Here is a 17904-nt window from a genome sequence, read left to right on the forward strand (position 1 = left end):
GGTTATTAGGCTATTTATGGTCTAAATTCAACCTGTCTTTTTTAGCAAGTTTACTCACCACAAGCTCATAACTGTGATTAATCAAATGTTTGATAAATTTTTCAGTCAAATCTGAGTTTTCTATAACTACAGTATTCCAATGTTTTTTATGCATATGATAGCCTGGAAAAATGGAGTCTGGATATTTTTCTCGTAGCTCAATAGCCTTTTTGGGGTCGCATTTTAGATTAATACTGCACTCACCTGCTTCCCACTTTTTTAGAGAGGTTAAAGCAAACATTTTATTTATCACTTTAAAAACTAAAGTATCATCATCAAAGGGAAAGGACTCTGAACAGCCAGGTTTTGATAGACAATAATTTCTATACTCTTCAATAGTCATGACTAAAAATAATATACAGTGCAATACCTACAAAAACAGTAATTTGTAAGTATTTAAATATAAAAGCAGATTTTGAATAGTTCTGGATAAAATTATAAAATTTATGAGCAAATATGGCAATAACCCCAAAAATAATAAAAGCTTGAAGCATAAAAATAAAACCTAAAAAATAAAACTGAAAGATTGTGTTTTCGGTTTTGTTCCATAAAAATTGAGGAAAAAAAGCCATAAAAAACAAAGTAACTTTAGGATTAAGCACATTCATCAAAAAGCCTTGCTTTAAATAATTTTGAGATGTTTTTGTAATGGGCTTAGATTTTAACTCAATCGAAGCAGGTTCTTGATATATTTTGAATGCGAGATAAAGTAAATAAAAAGCCCCAGCTAATTTTATAATCAGAAATAAAATATCAGAAGCCGTAATCAAAGCCGAAACACCAAAAGCAACTAACGAGGTATGAACTAAAATTCCTAAAACCAAACCCAAACTCAGCAATAAGCCTTGTTTTTTGCCACGACTTAAACCAGTGACCAACACATAAATAATATCTGGACCTGGCGATAACGTCAATAAAACTGAAGCTACCAAAAATTGCAGGATAATCTCAAACATAGCGATTGACATAAGCTTTTTTGATATCTTTCACCAACTTTGGCCCTTCATAAACAAACCCTGTATAAAGCTGAACTAAAGACGCACCAGCATTAAATTTTTCGAGGGCATCATTGGCAGAATGGATGCCACCAACCCCAATTATTGGAATATCGTTTTTTGTATTTGTTTTTAGAAACTCAATAACTTCGGTTGACCTTTGCTTTAAAGGTTGACCACTCAAGCCACCAGTTTCATTTTGATGTTTAGATTTTAAATTATTTCTTGAGATGGTCGTGTTTGTTGCGATGATTCCAGCAATTTGACTTTCTTCTACAATGTTGAGAATATCAAAAAGTTGACTCTCATTTAAATCTGGTGCAATTTTAAGTAAAATGGGTTTGGGTTTTGGTCGAGATAAGTTGAGGTCTTGTAAGCGGTTTAAAATTTTTAAAAGCGGTTTTTTTTCCTGTAAATCTCTTAAATCTGGTGTGTTTGGCGAACTCACATTTACCACAAAATAATCGACAACTTCAAACAAAGCTTTAAAGCAAATTTCATAATCATCTACAGCTTTATGGTTTGGCGTGGTTTTGTTTTTACCAATATTACCACCAATTAAGATGTTACCTTTGTTTTTTAAAGCCTTCACCGCAGCATCAACACCTTTATTATTAAACCCCATTCTATTGATCAGGGCTTTATCCTCTTTTAATCTAAACAACCGTTTTTTTAGATTACCAGGTTGTGGTTTTGGTGTTACCGTTCCTATTTCAATAAACCCAAACCCAAGAGCAGACATCTCTTTATAAAATTCTGCATTTTTATCAAAACCAGCAGCAAGGCCAACTGGATTTTTAAATATTAAATCAAAAACTTTTGTTTGAAGCTTTTCAGACTCATATTTATAATGATTTTTATAAAGTATAGAAAGAAGTGGGGTTTTAAAAATCAATTTTAATAGACTTGTAGTTAAATGATGAACGCGTTCAGGATCAAGACTAAAAAGGACAGGTCTAATAAGCTGTTTATACATAAAAAAACTTTTATCAAAAATAAGGTTTAATAAACAAACTGAACAAAAAACCCTAAATTTGAAATACTAAAACTATAATTGATTATGATAAATAAAGAAGCTCTCCTAAATCGTTTCATTAAATACGTCAAAATAGACTCTCAAAGTAATCCCAACAACAAATCCACGCCAAGCACCAAAAAGCAGTGGGAAATAGCAAATCTTCTTAAAGATGAACTCGTGCAAATTGGTTTAGAAGAAGTTAGTATAGACGAGAACGCCTATGTTATGGCAACTTTGCCTTCAAATATCAAAAATGATGTTCCTTGTATAGGTTTTGTATCTCACTTTGACACTTCACCAGACTTTTTAGGAAAAAATGTCAATCCACAAATCCATAAAAATTATGATGGCGAGGCTATAAAACTTAATGAAGAAAAAGTCTTGTCGCCAGATTATTTTGAAGATCTTAAACTTTATAAAGGTCAAACACTAATCACTACAGACGGAACAACACTTCTGGGTGCTGACGATAAAGCTGGTATTGCAGAAATTGTTTCTGCAATGGAATATCTCGTTAAACATCCTGAAATTAAGCATGGTAGTATAAGAGTATGTTTTACACCAGATGAAGAAATTGGTCGTGGTGCACACAAGTTTGATGTTAAAAAGTTTGGGGCAAAATGGGCTTATACCATGGACGGCAGTCAAGTTGGTGAATTAGAATACGAAAATTTTAACGCAGCAGAAGCTAAAATCAGAATAAATGGCAAAAGTGTTCATCCAGGCTATGCTAAAGACAAAATGATTAACAGCAGTTTAATAGCAGCAAAACTTATTAGTGTCTTGCCAGAATCAGAAATTCCAGCAAAAACTGAAGGTCGTGAAGGTTTTTTTCATCTGACAAAAATTAATGGAGATGTAAGCTCAACAGAACTTCATTTTATCATTAGAGACCACGATAAGAATTTATTTGAAAACCGCAAGCATCTTTTAAGAGATATCGTTTCAGAAATTAATAAACAATATGGTATTAACACAGTTCAAATAGAAATTAAGGATCAATATTTTAATATGAAAGAAAAAATTGTTCCCGTGATGCATAGTATTGATATTGCTAAAAAAGCTATGGAACAATGTGGGGTTAAGCCATTAATTAAACCAATTAGAGGCGGAACTGATGGTGCTCAATTAAGCTATATGGGCTTACCTTGTCCTAATATTTTTGCTGGTGGGCATAATTTTCACGGTCCTTATGAATATGTTCCATTAGAAAGTATGCAAAAAGCCACAGAAGTCATTATCAAAATTGCAGAAATAACTTCAGAGACTTATGCACAGAATAATTAAATATTCGAGGCATTTTAATAAAAATTGATTTTAGATTATTTTTTAACCTATATCAAATCTTCAAAATAAGAAACAGAAAAATTTATTTGTTTTTAAAAACAGGTAAAAGTTGAGTACTGACCTCACCAAAACCAATTCTAACCTCGTGGTTTTGACAATAACCTCTCATCGTTACAGTATCAAAATCTTCAATAAATTTTCGTTCCTTACCATCATTTAACCTTAAAGGTTTTTCTCCACGCCAAGTTAATTCTAACATTGACCCATAAGAACCTGGCGTTGGTCCAGAAATGGTTCCACTAGCCATCATATCACCGCTGTTAACTGGGCAACCATTGATGGTATGATGTGCCAATTGTTGACTCATATTCCAATACATATATTTAAAATTGGTATGTGATACGACGGTTTCAGTACCGTTTTTAGGTGTTATTCCAACTTCTAAATTGATATCAAAACTCTTTTTGTTGTCTTTTGATTTTAAATAAGGTAAAAGTGGTTTAATAGGTTTTGGACTCTCAGTTCTAAAAGGCTCTAAAGCATCAAGAGTTACAATCCACGGTGATATTGAAGAGGCAAAACTTTTGGCCAAAAACGGACCAAGTGGCACATATTCCCATTTTTGAATATCACGTGCACTCCAATCATTAAAAATGACCATACCAAAAATATTGTTTTCGGCATCATCAATAGGAATAGGCTGTCCCAAGTGATTAGCTGCGGTGGTTACAAAAGCCATTTCCAATTCAAAATCGACCAATCGTGAAGGACCAAAAATAGGTTCGTTAGCTCCCTTTGGTAATTTTTGACCTTGAGGACGATGCACATGAATACCGCTAGGAATAATCGATGAACTTCTACCATGATAACCTACAGGTAAGTGAAGCCAATTGGGTAACAAAGCATTTTCTGGATCTCTAAATATTTTACCCACATTTGTTGCATGCTCTTTACTAGAATAAAAATCAGTGTAATCACCAACTTGAACAGGCATCTGCATTTCGATTTCATCAAGCTTAAACAAAACCGTTTGGCGATGATCTTTATTATTTTTTAATTTAGGATTATTGGCATCAAATATTTCAGCTATTCTATTTCTGACACTTCGCCAAGTTTTTCTACCATCGGCAATAAAATCATTTAAAGTATCTTGAAGAAAAATATCATCAGTTAAAGGAATGCCTTCAAAATACCCTAATTGATGTAAAGCACCAAGGTCAATAGCGTAATCGCCAATTCGTGTACCAATAGTGATAATATCATCTCGAGTTAGAAACACACCAAAAGGAATATTTTGTATTGGAAAATCAGTGTTATCAGGAATCTCTAACCAGGTTTTTCGTTTGGGATCGTTGGCCAATAAGCTCATATTAAAGTTTTATAGTGTAAATAAAAAGATTAAACATTATTCAAATATATTATTTTATGTTAATTAACCGAATGCTTTTATTATTTTTGAATCAGTTTTAACGATAAATTATTATGACAGAAGATAAAGAAATATTTAAGCTTATTTCAGCAGAAGAATCTCGACAAAAAAATGGATTAGAACTTATTGCCAGTGAAAATTTTGTTAGCCCAAACGTGCTAAAAGCAGCGGGTTCTGTTTTGACCAATAAATACGCCGAAGGCTATCCAGGCAAACGCTATTATGGCGGATGCGAAATTGTTGACCAAGTCGAACAAATTGCGATAGATAGAGCCAAAACTTTGTTTGGAGCAAGTTTTGCTAATGTTCAGCCACACTCGGGTTCTCAAGCTAATACGGCTGTTTTTTCAATGTGCTTACAACCAGGTGATAAAATTTTAGGCTTTGATTTATCGCATGGCGGTCATTTAACGCATGGTTCACCTGTAAATTTTTCTGGAAAACTTTACAATCCTGTTTTTTATGGCGTTGATAAAGAAACGGGAATAATTGATTATAACCAAGTTGAAAGCGTTGCACTCAAAGAAAAACCTAAAATGATTATCGCTGGTGCTTCAGCCTATTCCAGAGAAATAGATTATAAAGCCTTTAGACAAATTGCCGATAAGGTTGGTGCAATTTTGTTAGCCGATATAGCACATCCTGCAGGATTAATTGCAAAAGGATTGCTTCAAGACCCTATTCCGCATTGTCACGTGGTAACTTCAACTACCCATAAAACACTTCGTGGTCCACGTGGTGGAATTATTTTAATCGGCGAAGATATCGACAACCCATTTGGTGAAAAGTTTAAAAGTGGAAAGCTTAAAAAAATGTCATCTCTGATGAATTCTGGTGTTTTTCCTGGCAATCAAGGCGGTCCATTAGAACATATTATTGCTGCCAAAGCCGTAGCATTTGGTGAAGCATTGACTGACGAATTTTTACATTACACAATCCAAGTCAAGAAAAATTCGGAAGCCATGGCAAAAGCTTTTGTGGACAAAGACTACAATTTAATTTCTAATGGAACTGATAACCACATGATGTTAATCGATTTGCGAAATAAAAACATCACAGGTAAAGCGGCTGAAGAAGCTCTTGGCAAAGCCGGTATCACTGTCAACAAAAACATGGTGCCTTTTGATGACCAATCGCCGTTTGTTACTTCTGGTATTCGTGTTGGCACGCCCGCCATTACTACAAGAGGATTTGTTGAATCTGATATGAAATGGGTGGTTGACTTGATAGATGAAGTCATCACAAATCACGACGATAATAAAGCTTTAGAAATTTTAAAACAAACTCTCGAAACAAAGGTTAAAAACAAACCTTTGTTTGTAGAAACCCAAATTGCGTAACCTAATTAATTATTAATCCTTAAATATTTTTATGATGAAAAAAACCATTTTATTAACCTTAACCTTGTTCTTAGGAACATTTATTTATGCACAAGATCAAGACGAAGCTTTTGTTCAAGATGCTTACAAACTCACTAAACTATCTTCTGGTGCTGTAGAAGCCAATATGAGTCAAATTTACACAATGATTCCTGAAGATAATGTAGAGGCTTTCAAAAAAGAACTCCAACCTATTATGGATGATTTTTATATGAAATTGGCCAAAAAGAGTACTGAATATTACACTCACGATGAAGTCAAAGAGCTATTAAACTTTTATAATAGTGAACTCGGTCAAAAAACACTTGAAGTTCAAGAAAAAATGACTAAAGAATCTATGGGAATGGCACAAGAACTCAATATGAAATTGATGCCATTGATTCAAAAATATACGAAGTAAGTTTAGAATTAAGAAAAGTTTATTTTTCAAAACCGTCTCAAAAAGAGGCGGTTTTTTTATATTTGAACCAACCCAAAATCTTTCCTAATCCAGCAACTTCTGATGTCAATATTAGCTCAATTAACCCAATTAAAAAACTCAGTGTTTACTCTTTACAAGGTGAATTATTATTTCAAAAAAAAATATAATCAAACGGATATCAATTTAGATATTCAAAACTTCGCCGACGGAATTTATATTTTAGAATTACAAGATAAAACTCGTTCATTTAAGCAGAAATTGATTGTTAGGAATTGATATGTCACTCCTCATCAAACACAACACTTTCATAAGCTCCAGCGTCAGGGTTTTGAGAACGGTTTACGCCCAATATGTCAAATGGCACTTCCGCAGAGGTTTGCGTATTACCAATGCCATTAGCAGCAGATTCTTCGCTGATATTCAATTGATTAAGTTGTGTGTCTAAAAACCCAGGAGATTGATTTAAAACAATATTTTCATACAAATTTGTATTGTTAAAATCAAATTCTGGTTCTTCTAAGGGCTGAGAATTAAACGGGTCAATATGCAACAAACTGTTTTCAAATTTAAAATTAAATGCAGCATCTTCTGAACGATTAAACAGGATCTCGACGCGTTCATTGCCATAAATGATACAATTTGAAAACGTCGCTTCAACCAAATCAGAAACAAAAAGATTATCTTGTGTTTCCAATTGATTTTCAATCAATAAAGCTGGAAATTGTCTAAAAGAATTTTGCCAGTAGTTAGCAATGGTAGAGTGTTTAAAACTGTATCGACCACCAAGCGACAGGTTAACAGAAGCTTGACCAGAATTGTTAACCACAAAATTTTCAGCCTCTATAAAACCTGTTCTAGCTAATAAACCCACATTAGATGAGTTGTAAATCTGTGTATTTTTCAGGGTTAAAGTCGGGTTTTCTGTACCGTCATTTGAGTCCATTAAAATTCCAACTGTGGCATTTTTTATGGTGGCATAATCAAATTGATGATCGGTGCTTCCTGCGGTTAGCCAAATCGTTCCCCATTGACCTGGCACTTCAGAAAATTCGGGTTCGAGTCTATCGCCTTCAAAAATGACTTCGTTTTCTAAAATTTCAGGATCGGAGCTCAACTGCCCATTGACGTGTAAAGACGCATTTTCGGCAACTATAATGCCACTGTTTTCGTGAAAATGAATTCTTGCACCAGCCTGTATTTCTAAGGTTTGTCCACTTGACACACCTGCATAACCAAAAATGACATAAGGTTTTTCGTTTGTGAAAGTAAGCTCAGAGTCGTCTAAAATAAAGCCATCAATCAGCACTTCGTCGCCTTCTTCATTCATACCCAAAGAAATGGTTTCGTTGCTACCATCTTCAAAACGTTCAGGAAAAAGAAACACCGCATCTTGAATTAACGTGACTAAATCGACTTTTTGAAGTCGGTCGCCACTATCAAATTGAATTTCATCAGTCAACAAAAACTGGTTGTTTTGAGCAGCGAGTTCTTCAATACTTGCGGTCACTTCTACAAAGACAAAAATACTATCATTTGCCTGTATTTCAATGTTTTCAAATGTTTTGCCTGGCAAACCATCAATGTTTAATCTGTATTTTGAATTTTCGCCTTCTGCTAAACTTACGCTTGGTATAGAGATGTCGTTGTCACTTCGGTTATAGACTTTAAATTGAAACGTGCTGGATCCGATGTTAGTAAAAACAGTATCAAGGAATAAAGTATCAGTTGAAAATTCGAGATTTCCTGAACTCGGTTCAAAATCAAAATCTTCTCGGCAAGAAGACATTAACACAACAGCTAAAATTAAAAGCAACGGAAAGTAGGTTTTACAGAATTTTATCATAGTTTAAAAACGACAGAGTTTTAATATTATTTTGAAATGACTTTCACTTCAAATAATTTGTTCCAGTTTTTACCTGTAACATAGAATTTTTGAGTTTTAACTTTATAAGTAATACCATTTAACACGTCTAAATCTTAGATTTTGCCAAAAGACCCTCATTATTTATAGCCTCTTGTAGTGCGCAGTTTTTTATTCAGCTATTCTTTTCTTTAAGTCCATTCTTTCGTGCAATATTCTTGTTATTTCAACATAATTTTCATTTTTAGTCCTGTAAAATATTATATGCCGATTTGTTTTCATTCCGAAAAGTTGTTTTGATATTCCGCTGAAATTTTTCCCTAATCTAGGATTTTCAGCAATTTCTCCACATTTTGATATTAGTTCGTCGTAATATTTGTTCGCTTGTTGTTCAGACCAAACTTCAAGAGTGTAATTCCAAATTACTGATAAGTCCTCGACAGCTTTGTTCGTCAACTTATATTTAGCCATTCGAGTGCTTTTTCGCTTTTAGAGATTCAAGGTGTTTTTTGGGGTCGAAGTCGTGAGCTATGCCACTGTCAATTCCTTCTTGTATTGAGGCTTTCAAGGCAATTACCTTATTTTCTTCTTCCTCTAAAAGTCTCAATCCAGCACGAATTACTTCGCTAACATTTTTAAATCTTCCTTCACTTATACGGTTTTGAACGAATTGGTCAAAATAATTTCCGAGTGATATTGATGTGTTTTTGCTCATTTGACAACTATTTTTTTCAAATATACCAAAAACTGGTATGTATGCAAAATTTCTTTTAAACTGCTCAATACTATTATTTTGAAATGACTTTCACTTCAAATAATTTGTTCCAGTTTTTACCTGTAACATAAAATTTTTGAGTTTTTTGATGATAAGCAATACCATTTAACACGTCTAAATCTGGATGTTGTCGCACTTGTTTTTTTAATTTTCTAAAATCAACAACTGCTTCAATAGCACCATTTTCGGGATTGATAATAGCAACGCCATCTTTTTGGTATGTGTTGGCATAAATTTTTCCGTTGATATATTCCAACTCATTGAGTTTTTCAGAAATAGAATTATGCGTTGTCGGTTGGATGTAATCGATTTCTTTCAAAGTTTGCGGATCTAAACGCCAAATTTTATCAGTTCCATCGCTTTTATAAATATAATTCTCATCGTGACACAAACCCCAACCTTCTTCGCTTTTGTCATATCTAAATTTATCTACAATCTCAAAGCTATTAACATCATAAATCAAGCCTTCACCTTCACGCCAAGTGAGTTGATAAATCTTATCATTTAAAATAGTTAGACCTTCACCAAAATAATGTTTTTTTAATTGATGTTTTTTATAAATTTTACCGGTTTTATAATCAACTTTTCGCAATTCCGATTTTCCATATTGACCAATACTTTCATACAAAGTGTCTTTATAAAATTCTAAACCTTGTGTATAAGCCTTAATGTCGTGTGGAAAAGCATTAATGACTTCATAACTCAAAATTTTAGGAGGTTTATTATTAAATATTTTAACAGTTTTAGTCATTTTAAACACTTCATTATCGGCATAAATTTTTAGCTTTAAATCATGCTTTCCCAACAACATGTTTTTTAAAGGCAAATCTATTTGCTTTGAAGTAACGCCTGATTTATCTTGAAATTGAAAATCAATGGAATCAATGGTTTTACCAGTCAGAGGAACAGCTTCAGCTTCCAAAGTTTGACCGATTTTTAAGTTGTCGGCAGGAGTTTTAAAATCTAATTTAAAATGGTTCACATCTTTACAAGAGTTTAAAACCAAAGGCAATATAAATAAGATAAATAATAAGTTACGCATTTGTAAAACTTTAAAAGAATTTGATACAAATTTAGACAAATTTAAAAACAAAAACATTGGCAAAAGTCATAAAGGTTGTATATTTGCAATCGGCAAGTCCTACACAACCAGCTCCTGTCGAATCCTCCAGGGCGGGAACGCAGCAAAGGTAGATGGTCGTAGCGGTGTGATGTAGGTCGCTTGCCTTTTTTTATGCCTTGATGTCAATAGAAATTCCGATATTTACCAAAAAATAAATTATGCCTAAAGTTGTATTGGTTACTGGCGCATCTTCTGGATTAGGTCAAGCCATTGCTGAATATCTAACTAAACAAGACTATATTGTTTACGGTACTTCAAGACATCCTAAATCTGATAAAATTAATGGTGTAATATTTAAAGCATTAGATGTTACCAAACCAGAAACCATAACATCTTGTGTTGAAAATATTATTAGTACAGAAAAACGTATCGACATTCTTATCAACAACGCTGGTGTTGGCATAACAGGTGCAATGGAAGAAATACCTTTAAAAGAAGCTAAGGCTCATTTTGATACTAATTTTTTTGGTCCATTGACAGTAATCAATACCATTTTGCCATTTATGCGAGAGCAAAACAATGGTTTAATCATCAATATTACTTCAATTGCCGCCCATATGGGTTTGCCTTTTCGCGGGATGTATTCGGCGTCTAAAAGTGCTTTAGCAAAAGTGACCGAAGCCTACCGGATGGAAATCAAAGAGTTTAATATTAAAATGGTGAACCTTGCTCCTGGCGATTTTGCTACCAATATTGCTCAAGGTAGATTCCATTCGCCTTTAAAAGAAAATTCTCCTTACTACAAAAATTATAAAGCCTCACTTGAATTGATGGACGAAGATGTGAATCAAGGAGAAAATCCCATAAAAATTGCCAAGAAAGTTCATCAAATCATTCAGAATTCAAATCCAAAAGTCAACTATAAATCTGGTGCGTTTTTACAAAGTTTTTCTGTAACTTTAAAGCATCTTTTACCTCAGAAATTATTTGAAAAAATATTATTAAAACACTACAAACTTTAAAACATAAGCTATGAAATTTTTTATTGATACCGCTAATCTCGACCAAATTAAAGAAGCCCAAGACCTCGGTATTCTTGATGGTGTAACAACAAATCCTTCTCTGATGGCTAAAGAAGGCATCACTGGCGAAGCCAATATCAAACAACATTATATTGACATTTGTGAAATTGTGGATGGTGATGTCAGTGCAGAGGTTATCGCAACTGACTTTGACGGTATTGTAAAAGAAGGTGAAGCTTTGGCTCAACTTCACGACCAAATTGTGGTTAAAGTACCAATGATTAAAGACGGCATTAAAGCCATTAAATACTTTTCAGATCACGGTATCAAAACCAATTGTACCTTAGTATTTTCTATAGGTCAAGCTTTGCTCGCGGCTAAAGCAGGTGCGAGTTATGTTTCTCCTTTTATAGGAAGACTTGATGATATTTCTACCGACGGCTTAAATCTGATTGCCGATATCCGACAAGTCTATGATAATTATGGTTTTGAAACCGAAATATTAGCCGCTTCAGTAAGACATACGATGCACGTGATTGATTGTGCACTCATTGGTGCAGATGTGATGACAGGTCCATTAAGCTCTATTGAAGGTTTACTCAAACATCCATTAACCGATAGTGGTTTAGAAAAGTTTTTGGCTGATTATAAGAAGAGCAATGGATAGTTTTGTTGTTTATATGGAATCTTTTGAAAATTTTATCTGATAGTTATCTAATTATTTGGGTTCAATATAAAAGGTTTTAAGTGATTTGACTGATACAAAAATAAATATAGATGAACAGTCTTGCTTTTATATGAAATTAAAAAATACTCAAATAGATAAAGAGACCTGTGTTATAAGCAACATATCTTGTAACATTCCAAGAATTATTCTTCGAGCTATAAAGTGGATATCTAAATACATCTATGGTTATCCATTTGAATCTTTTATCATTATAGAGGTATATTGCCGTGTTTACGATCTGGACGAGAAACAGTTTTGTGTTCAAAAGTAGCAAAAGCTTTGATTAGTTTTCTTCGGCTATTTTGAGGCATTATAATTTCATCAATAAATCCTCGCTGAGCGGCTCGCATTGGGTTGGCAAACATGTCAGCGTATTCTTTTTCTTTTTTAGCTAGTTCTGCTTCTGGGTCTTTGGCTGATTTAATTTCTTTTCTAAAAATAATTTCGCTTGCACCTTTAGCACCCATCACAGCAATTTCAGCCGTTGGCCAAGCGTAGTTGAGGTCGGCACCAATATGCTTAGAGTTCATGACATCATAAGCACCACCGTAGGCTTTACGTGTAATTAATGTAATTCTAGGAACCGTAGCTTCGCTTAAAGCATAAAGCAATTTGGCACCGTGCAAAATGATGCCATTCCATTCTTGGTCGGTTCCTGGCAAAAATCCTGGTACATCCACAAGTACTAATAGAGGGATGTTAAAAGCATCGCAAAATCTTACAAATCGTGCTGCTTTTTTAGAAGCATCAACATCAAGCACACCAGCCAAGCTCAAAGGTTGATTGGCAACAATGCCTACACTTCTTCCACCGAGTCTCGAAAATCCAACTATGATATTGTCTGCGTAGTTTTTATGAATTTCAAAAAAAGAATCTTTATCAATAATACCATTGATAACATCGTGCATATCATAAGGTTTATTAGCGTTTTCAGGTACAACATTTTCAAGTTCTGGTCGGTATTCTTCCCCTAATTTGTACTCCAATTTTTTGGGTTTGCTCTTGTGGCTTTGTGGTAAATAACCCAGTAGGGTTTTGATGTTTTCTAAACACTCAATATCGTTATAAGCTGTTAAGTGAGTTACACCTGATTTTGTAGAATGAGCTGAAGCTCCACCGAGTTCTTCTGCTGTGATATCTTCGTTTGTAACCGTTTTGACCACGTGTGGTCCAGTTACAAACATATAACTGGTATCTTGTACCATAATTGTAAAGTCCGTCATGGCTGGCGAATAAACAGCTCCGCCAGCACATGGTCCCATAATGGCAGATATTTGTGGTACCACACCAGATGCCTGAACATTTCTATAAAATATATCGGCATAGCCACCAAGAGATCGAACGCCTTCCTGAATTCTAGCACCACCAGAGTCATTTAAGCCAATGATAGGCACGCCGACTTTTAAGGCATGATCCATAATTTTACAAATTTTTTCAGCATGGGTTTCTGATAGTGCACCGCCAAAAACTGTAAAATCTTGTGCGTAAATACAAACCAATCTGCCGTTGATTTGACCAAAACCTGTTACCACACCATCGCCGTAGTAGATTTGTTTATTCATCCCAAAATCAGTGGTGCGATGCGTGACTAACATACCAGATTCTTCAAAACTTCCTTCGTCTAAAAGGTATTCTACACGCTCTCTAGCAGTGAGTTTTTTCTTATCGTGTTGTTTTTTGATACGTTCTTTACCGCCACCAAGTTTAGCTTGTTTAATTTTATCTTGAATATTATTTTTGTTTGTTGTCATCACATATTAATTTTTGTTGGCATCAGGAATTTTTAAAAGCTTGCATTCTTCGAGATATGTTTTTATAGCAATTATGGATGCTAGTTGGGCTTCATTTTTGTATTGTTCTTTGAGCTTTTCTGGGGTATAATATTTTTTAACAAAATGTGTATCAAAGTTTCCAGACCGAAATGCTTCATGTTGACAAACAAATTTCCCAAAACTTAATGTGGTTTCAACACCTTCGATTTCGTATAGATCTATGGCTTCAATCATTTTTTGTATAGCAGCTTCGCGGGTATCGCCATAAGTCACTAATTTTGAAAGCATTGGGTCATAGTGAATTGGCACATCCATGCCTTGTTCAAACCCGTTGTCAACTCTGATATTTTTGCCACTGGGCAATTGATATCGTTTGAGGTGACCAACGCTGGGCATAAAGTTTTGAGTTGGATCTTCAGCATAAACACGAAGCTCTAAAGCATGACCATTAATTTGCAAGTCATCTTGTTTGATGCTTAATTTTTCACCTCTGGCAATTTTAATTTGTTGTTCTACCAAATCAACGCCAGTAATCCATTCAGTTACAGGATGTTCAACTTGTAGGCGTGTATTCATTTCAAGAAAGTAGAAATTAAGATCTGCGTCCATTAAAAATTCAACTGTTCCAGCACCGATATAATCACAAGATTTTGCCACATTGACAGCAGCTTCTCCCATCTTGTGGCGTAAATTTTGGTTAAGTAAGGAAGAAGGAGCTTCTTCAATGACTTTTTGATGTCGTCTTTGCACACTACATTCTCTTTCAAACAAATGGACGACATTGCCGTGTGTATCGGCTAGTACTTGGATTTCTATATGTCGTGGTGAAGTTACATATTTTTCTATAAATACAGAGCCATCTCCAAACGCTGATTTAGCTTCACTAATGGCACGTTTCATTTGTTCTTCTAATGATTTTTCGTCTTCTACAATACGCATACCTTTTCCACCACCACCTGCCGAGGCTTTGATTAAAATAGGAAAACCAATGTTTTTGGCAATTTTTTTTGCTTTATTAATGTCTGTGATTGCTTCATCAATACCTGGTACCATGGGAATATTGTAGGACTTAACGGTTTCTTTGGCAGCGAGTTTATCTCCCATAACCCGGATAGCATGAGGTTTGGGACCGATAAATGTGATTCCTTCTTTTGCGACTTGTGCTGAAAATTCTGCATTTTCACTTAAAAAGCCATAACCAGGATGAATGCCATCAACATTGAGTTTTTTGGCAACTTCTATGATTTTATCAGCTCTGAGATAAGATTCTGAAGATGCAGCTGGGCCAATACAAACCGCTTCATTAGCAAACTTAACATGAGGTGAATGTCTATCAGCTTCTGAAAAAACAGCAACTGTTTTGATTCCCATTTTTTGGATGCTCTTCATCACTCTTAAAGCAATTTCACCACGATTGGCAACAAGTATTTTTTTCATGTGTTTTTGTTTTTCAAGCTTATTCTAATTCAATCAATAGTTCATTTTTGGAGACGGATTGACCTTTTTTGACTTTTATACTTTTGATGGTTGCGTTACTAGTAGCTGTGATTGTATTTTCCATTTTCATAGCTTCTAAAACTAATAAAGACTCACCTTCTTTGATAACTTGGTTTTCCTTGACATTAATTTCTAAAATTAATCCCGGCATAGGTGCTTTTATTTTATTTTCTATTTGGGTTTTACCAAGTGATAACCCAAGTTTTTTTATTAAAAGGTCTAGTGAGTCTGAAATTTTAACTTCGTAGATGTTAGAATTGATTTTAATATGGTAAGTCTTTTCAAGGAAATTTTTATGCAGAACTTGAATTTGATGAGATTGGTGTTGATAAAGTATATGAAAATCATACTCTGAAATACTTATTATATCTTGATGTTGTATTTTTTCATCGGTAAAATCAAATTCGTATTCACCGTTTACTTGGGTTTGATAGGATTTTGTCATATTTAGTGAGCTTGTTTTGAACGGTAAATATAAAAGGAATGACTAAAAATAAAAAGAAGAATAGTTTAAAAGAAAAAAAACCTTGCTCATTTGAACAAGGTTTGTTTATAATAAGTAAGACTTTAAATTTATTAAAGTGAAGCAACGTGCTTGGTCAGTCTCGATTTGATACGAGCAGCTTTGTTAGGGTGAATGATGTTTTTCTTTGCAAGTTTGTCAACTTTAGAAATAACATCATTAAACATTTTTTTAGCTTCAGATTTGTCTGAAGTGTTTTCTAATTTTCTAACAGCATTTCTCGCTGTTTTGTGTTGATAGCGATTACGTAATCTTTTAGTTTCGCTGTTTCTAATTCTTTTTAAAGCAGATTTATGATTTGCCATAATATATTTTTTTGTCTTACTTGATTAATTTATTATTGTAGTCCGTAGGGGAATCGAACCCCTGTTACCAGGATGAAAACCTGGCGTCCTAACCACTAGACGAACGGACCAGGTGATTATTGTTTTGAACGTTTAGTAGTCCGTAGGGGAATCGAACCCCTGTTACCAGGATGAAAACCTGGCGTCCTAACCACTAGACGAACGGACCGCACATTTATTTGCGGGTGCAAAAATACATTATTTTATTTATGTTGCAATATTTAATATAAAATTTTAATAGGCTTTGGCATAAAGCACTTTAGCGACGGCTTGGTTTTGAGAATACAAACATTTGCTTCCTTTGGGTACATCGGTTTCTAAGATACAACGAATGCTTGCTTTAGTTTCATTTTTTATGTGTTCTTCAGTTTCTAAAGTTCCGTCCCAATAAGCTTCCACAAAACCGCCTTTAGTATTGATTAGGGTTTTAAATTCTTCGTATGATTTTACTTGACGAGTATTGTCATTTGTAAACTTTTGAGCCTTATCAAAAAGATTGTTTTGAATATCGGTTAAGGTTTGCTTAATGGTTTCAATTAATTCATCTTGCTTGATAAATGACTTACTTAACGTGTCTCTTCTTGCCAACTCAACGGTTTTGTTTTCTATATCTTTTGGACCGATGCCAATTCTTAGTGGAACTCCTTTCATTTCGTATTCTGCAAATTTCCATCCAGGTTTATGTGTATCTCTATCATCAAATTTCACACTGATATTATTAGCTTGTAATTCTTTGATGATGCCTTGTGCTTTTTCAGAAATTTGGCTGAACTGTTCATCGTTTCTATAAATAGGTACAATAACCACTTGATAAGGAGCGAGTTTTGGAGGTAAAACCAAACCATTATCATCGCTATGAGACATAATTAATGCCCCCATAAGTCGTGTTGAAACGCCCCAACTGGTTGCCCAAACATAATCTTGTTTGCCTTTTTTGTTGGTGTATTTTACATCAAATGCTTTAGCAAAATTTTGCCCTAAAAAATGAGAAGTTCCTGCTTGTAAAGCTTTGCCGTCTTGCATTAAGGCTTCGATACAATAGGTTTCTTCAGCACCTGCAAATTTTTCACTTTCAGACTTAGTTCCTTCAATAACTGGCATAGCCATAAAATCTTTAGCAAATTTGGCATAAATACTATTCATAAGTTCTGCTTCTTCTATAGCTTCTTGTTTTGTAGCATGAGCGGTGTGACCTTCTTGCCATAGAAATTCAGTGGTTCTTAAAAATAGGCGTGTCCGCATTTCCCATCTTACCACATTAGCCCATTGATTGATTTTTATGGGCAAATCTCTGTAGGACTGAATCCAATTTTTATAAGTACTCCAAATAATAGCTTCAGAAGTAGGTCTTACTACAAGTTCTTCTTCAAGTTTGGCTTCGGGGTCAACAATAAGTTTTGATTTGTCGTTGTCGTCACTTTTGAGTCGGTAATGCGTAACGACAGCACATTCTTTAGCAAAACCTTCCGCATTTTTTTCTTCAGCTTCAAAGAGGTGTTTTGGCACGAGGAGTGGAAAATAAGCATTTTCATGACCTGTAGCTTTAAACATTCTGTCGAGTTCGCTTTGCATTTTTTCCCAAATAGCATAACCATAAGGCTTGATGACCATGCAACCACGTACAGCAGCGTTTTCTGCTAATTCTGCTTTGACGACTAATTCATTATACCATTTTGAATAGTTATCTGAACGTTTTGTTAAGTGTTTAGACATATTTTGATATTTGGCATAGATGTTGTATCTATGTATATG

Annotated in this window: 19 protein-coding genes, 2 tRNA genes, 1 other RNA gene and 1 pseudogene; 7 read left to right on the top strand and 16 right to left on the bottom strand. The window is 34.3% G+C overall.

Annotated elements, in window-relative coordinates; genetic code table 11:
- Positions 1–10: 10 nt before the first annotated feature.
- Genes ACSSV5_RS01420 through ACSSV5_RS01430 form a run of 3 tightly spaced genes read right to left on the bottom strand, consistent with a single transcriptional unit; the run spans position 11 to position 2010 of the window.
- Complete coding sequence (locus ACSSV5_RS01420) at positions 11–382, bottom strand: MmcQ/YjbR family DNA-binding protein (protein WP_211065465.1); 372 nt, start codon at positions 380–382, stop codon at positions 11–13.
- Positions 372–995, bottom strand: a complete 624-nt coding sequence (locus ACSSV5_RS01425; protein ID WP_211065466.1) for a LysE family translocator — start codon at positions 993–995, stop codon at positions 372–374. The genes ACSSV5_RS01420 and ACSSV5_RS01425 overlap by 11 nt, the downstream gene beginning before the upstream one ends.
- Complete coding sequence (locus ACSSV5_RS01430; protein WP_454244478.1) at positions 988–2010, bottom strand: quinone-dependent dihydroorotate dehydrogenase; 1023 nt, start codon at positions 2008–2010, stop codon at positions 988–990. Before ACSSV5_RS01430 ends, ACSSV5_RS01425 begins: the two co-directional genes overlap by 8 nt.
- An 84-nt stretch (positions 2011–2094) precedes the next feature.
- Between ACSSV5_RS01430 and pepT the strand changes: the two genes are divergently transcribed.
- Complete coding sequence (gene pepT / locus ACSSV5_RS01435) at positions 2095–3339, top strand: peptidase T (RefSeq protein ID WP_454244479.1); 1245 nt, start codon at positions 2095–2097, stop codon at positions 3337–3339.
- Positions 3340–3421: 82 nt separating this feature from the next.
- Here the strand turns inward: pepT and fahA are convergent, their stop codons facing one another.
- Positions 3422–4708 (bottom strand): fumarylacetoacetase, encoded by a 1287-nt coding sequence (fahA, locus tag ACSSV5_RS01440; protein WP_454244480.1) that lies wholly within the window; start codon positions 4706–4708, stop codon positions 3422–3424.
- Positions 4709–4821: 113 nt separating this feature from the next.
- Here fahA and ACSSV5_RS01445 point away from each other — a divergent pair, with 113 nt between their 5' ends.
- The 3 genes from ACSSV5_RS01445 (at position 4822) to ACSSV5_RS01455 (ending at position 6844) form a co-directional block, all read left to right on the top strand.
- Complete coding sequence (locus ACSSV5_RS01445) at positions 4822–6108, top strand: serine hydroxymethyltransferase (protein ID WP_454244481.1); 1287 nt, start codon at positions 4822–4824, stop codon at positions 6106–6108.
- A 34-nt stretch (positions 6109–6142) separates the two neighbouring features.
- The gene (locus ACSSV5_RS01450; protein ID WP_454244482.1) at positions 6143–6547 is read left to right on the top strand and encodes a DUF2059 domain-containing protein; all 405 of its coding nucleotides are present in this window, start codon (positions 6143–6145) and stop codon (positions 6545–6547) included.
- Between the two features lie 102 nt (positions 6548–6649).
- Entirely contained in the window at positions 6650–6844 is a 195-nt protein-coding gene (locus ACSSV5_RS01455) for a T9SS type A sorting domain-containing protein (protein ID WP_454244483.1), read from the top strand.
- A 4-nt stretch (positions 6845–6848) separates the two neighbouring features.
- Here ACSSV5_RS01455 and ACSSV5_RS01460 read toward each other — a convergent pair whose 3' ends face one another.
- The 5 genes and pseudogenes from ACSSV5_RS01460 to ACSSV5_RS01480 all read right to left on the bottom strand — a co-directional run bounded on the left by ACSSV5_RS01460 (position 6849) and on the right by ACSSV5_RS01480 (position 10246).
- Positions 6849–8411 carry a hypothetical protein gene (locus ACSSV5_RS01460; protein WP_454244484.1) on the bottom strand — a complete coding sequence of 521 codons (1563 nt, stop codon included), beginning with the start codon at positions 8409–8411 and terminating at the stop codon, positions 6849–6851.
- A gap of 26 nt (positions 8412–8437) precedes the next feature.
- Positions 8438–8545 (bottom strand): annotated as a pseudogene (locus tag ACSSV5_RS01465) (glutaminyl-peptide cyclotransferase); the annotation flags it as partial.
- Between the two features lie 55 nt (positions 8546–8600).
- Positions 8601–8900 carry a type II toxin-antitoxin system RelE/ParE family toxin gene (locus ACSSV5_RS01470; protein WP_211065472.1) on the bottom strand — a complete coding sequence of 100 codons (300 nt, stop codon included), beginning with the start codon at positions 8898–8900 and terminating at the stop codon, positions 8601–8603.
- Complete coding sequence (locus ACSSV5_RS01475; protein WP_211065473.1) at positions 8893–9144, bottom strand: type II toxin-antitoxin system ParD family antitoxin; 252 nt, start codon at positions 9142–9144, stop codon at positions 8893–8895. Before ACSSV5_RS01475 ends, ACSSV5_RS01470 begins: the two co-directional genes overlap by 8 nt.
- A 73-nt stretch (positions 9145–9217) precedes the next feature.
- Positions 9218–10246 (bottom strand): glutaminyl-peptide cyclotransferase, encoded by a 1029-nt coding sequence (locus tag ACSSV5_RS01480; protein WP_454244485.1) that lies wholly within the window; start codon positions 10244–10246, stop codon positions 9218–9220.
- 90 nt (positions 10247–10336) lie between these two features.
- On the opposite strand from ACSSV5_RS01480, the gene ffs reads away from it, so the two are divergent.
- The 3 genes from ffs (at position 10337) to fsa (ending at position 11956) form a co-directional block, all read left to right on the top strand.
- Positions 10337–10435: signal recognition particle sRNA small type (gene ffs / locus ACSSV5_RS01485), an RNA gene on the top strand.
- A gap of 50 nt (positions 10436–10485) precedes the next feature.
- Positions 10486–11289, top strand: coding sequence for an SDR family oxidoreductase (locus ACSSV5_RS01490; RefSeq protein ID WP_454244486.1), 804 nt, complete (start codon positions 10486–10488; stop codon positions 11287–11289).
- 10 nt (positions 11290–11299) lie between these two features.
- Positions 11300–11956 (top strand): fructose-6-phosphate aldolase, encoded by a 657-nt coding sequence (gene fsa / locus ACSSV5_RS01495; protein WP_454244487.1) that lies wholly within the window; start codon positions 11300–11302, stop codon positions 11954–11956.
- 269 nt (positions 11957–12225) lie between these two features.
- Here the strand turns inward: fsa and ACSSV5_RS01500 are convergent, their stop codons facing one another.
- The 7 genes from ACSSV5_RS01500 to proS form a co-directional block, all read right to left on the bottom strand.
- Positions 12226–13767 carry an acyl-CoA carboxylase subunit beta gene (locus ACSSV5_RS01500; RefSeq protein ID WP_454244488.1) on the bottom strand — a complete coding sequence of 514 codons (1542 nt, stop codon included), beginning with the start codon at positions 13765–13767 and terminating at the stop codon, positions 12226–12228.
- A gap of 6 nt (positions 13768–13773) precedes the next feature.
- Positions 13774–15225 carry an acetyl-CoA carboxylase biotin carboxylase subunit gene (gene accC, locus ACSSV5_RS01505; protein WP_454244489.1) on the bottom strand — a complete coding sequence of 484 codons (1452 nt, stop codon included), beginning with the start codon at positions 15223–15225 and terminating at the stop codon, positions 13774–13776.
- A 19-nt stretch (positions 15226–15244) separates the two neighbouring features.
- Positions 15245–15730 carry an acetyl-CoA carboxylase biotin carboxyl carrier protein subunit gene (locus tag ACSSV5_RS01510; RefSeq protein ID WP_211065478.1) on the bottom strand — a complete coding sequence of 162 codons (486 nt, stop codon included), beginning with the start codon at positions 15728–15730 and terminating at the stop codon, positions 15245–15247.
- 131 nt (positions 15731–15861) lie between these two features.
- On the bottom strand, positions 15862–16113 hold the full coding sequence (gene rpsT / locus ACSSV5_RS01515) for a 30S ribosomal protein S20 (RefSeq protein ID WP_211065479.1): 252 nt from the start codon (positions 16111–16113) through the stop codon (positions 15862–15864).
- A 38-nt stretch (positions 16114–16151) separates the two neighbouring features.
- Positions 16152–16223 (bottom strand) — tRNA-Glu (locus ACSSV5_RS01520).
- A gap of 26 nt (positions 16224–16249) precedes the next feature.
- Positions 16250–16321 (bottom strand) — tRNA-Glu (locus tag ACSSV5_RS01525).
- Between the two features lie 65 nt (positions 16322–16386).
- A complete protein-coding gene (proS, locus tag ACSSV5_RS01530; protein ID WP_454244490.1) occupies positions 16387–17865 on the bottom strand; it encodes a proline--tRNA ligase in 1479 nt (492 codons plus the stop codon).
- Positions 17866–17904 lie beyond the last annotated feature (39 nt).

The sequence above is a fragment of the Psychroflexus sp. MBR-150 genome (assembly GCF_053628795.1).